Genomic DNA, 1,168 nt, shown 5'->3' on the forward strand with positions numbered 1-1,168 from the left:
GTAAGCGTCCGGCCATCACATCTTTTATTTGCTGACTGATCACGCATCATATCTTTCTGTGTTGCCAACAATGAGAGTTATGTATGCCTGCTTTAAAACAACCCGATATACGTCGGTTCTTTTCCCCCGAATTAAAATGGCAGATCGTCCAGGAATCGAAAGAACAAACCCTTTCAGTATCTCAATTAGCGCGCAAATATGATGTCAATACCAACCAAGTGTTTCGCTGGATCCGGGACGTTAACCTCGGTAATGCATTGTGGGTCAGGCGCGCTAAAGGTGAAGTGGATACGTCAGCGGCTCCAATGCCATTCCTTCCTATCAGTGTTCGTGCGGTTGACGCGGCGCCGGTGTTACACAAACCTGCAATAACGGTGTCGTTTCGTAGCGGTCACCAACTGGTGTTACACGACGTCACGCCGGACATGTTGCGCCAACTCGTGGTGGCGTTGTCATGATGATGTTATCGCATGACGTGCGCATTTGGCTGTGTGCCGGTTACACCGATATGCGCAAGGGCTTCGATGGCCTGGCAGCAATGGCGCAGCATGTGCTGCAAAAAGACCCGTTTAGCGGTCACGTATTTGTGTTTCGCGGTCGTCGTAGCGACCGGGTTAAATTGCTCTGGTGGGATGGTCAGGGGTTATGTTTATTTTACAAGCGACTTGAGCAGGGGAAATTTGTCTGGCCAAGTGCAAAATCGGGGGCGGTGCATTTAACACAAGCAGAATTGGCGCTGTTACTGGAAGGCCTAGACTGGCGGCCACCTGCCAGAAAAAGCAGACCAATAAACGCCGCATAAATGCATTTAATCAATGAGTTAGCTGGCGTTTTATGTTATTATGCGGCGCATGAAAACGATGGCATCTCACTTACCCAATGACCCTAAACAGTTGCAGGAAATTATCCTTCAACTGCAGTCAACGCTTGCCCAGCAGGATACCGTTATTGCCTCGTTACGCCACCAGTTATCCGTATTAAAACGTGCCCGCTTCGGACGTTCGTCCGAGCATATCGATAAGCAAATTCATCAGTTGGAATTACAGCTTGAAGAGCTTGAGATGCAAACTGCAGCCTTACCAAAGCTAGCCGCACCAGCAAAAGAGAACAAAGCCACGCCCCGTCGGCGCGCTTCTCTGCCTGCACAATTGCCGCGAGAAGAGCTGCG

3 protein-coding genes are annotated in these 1,168 nt (G+C 50.0%); all 3 read left to right on the forward strand.

The features are described 5' to 3' along the window. Positions 1-83: 83 nt before the first annotated feature. Positions 84-458, forward strand: a complete 375-nt coding sequence (locus L1N97_RS16870; protein WP_236130567.1) for a transposase — start codon at positions 84-86, stop codon at positions 456-458. After that, on the forward strand, positions 455-802 hold the full coding sequence (tnpB, locus tag L1N97_RS16875; protein ID WP_236130568.1) for an IS66 family insertion sequence element accessory protein TnpB: 348 nt from the start codon (positions 455-457) through the stop codon (positions 800-802). The genes L1N97_RS16870 and tnpB overlap by 4 nt, the downstream gene beginning before the upstream one ends. A 58-nt stretch (positions 803-860) precedes the next feature. Further along, the coding region (locus L1N97_RS16880; RefSeq protein WP_236130569.1) for a transposase at positions 861-1,168 on the forward strand (308 nt) is incomplete at its 3' end.

It is taken from the genome of Rheinheimera sp. UJ63 (assembly GCF_021568285.1).
GTDB lineage: Bacteria > Pseudomonadota > Gammaproteobacteria > Enterobacterales > Alteromonadaceae > Alishewanella > Alishewanella maricola.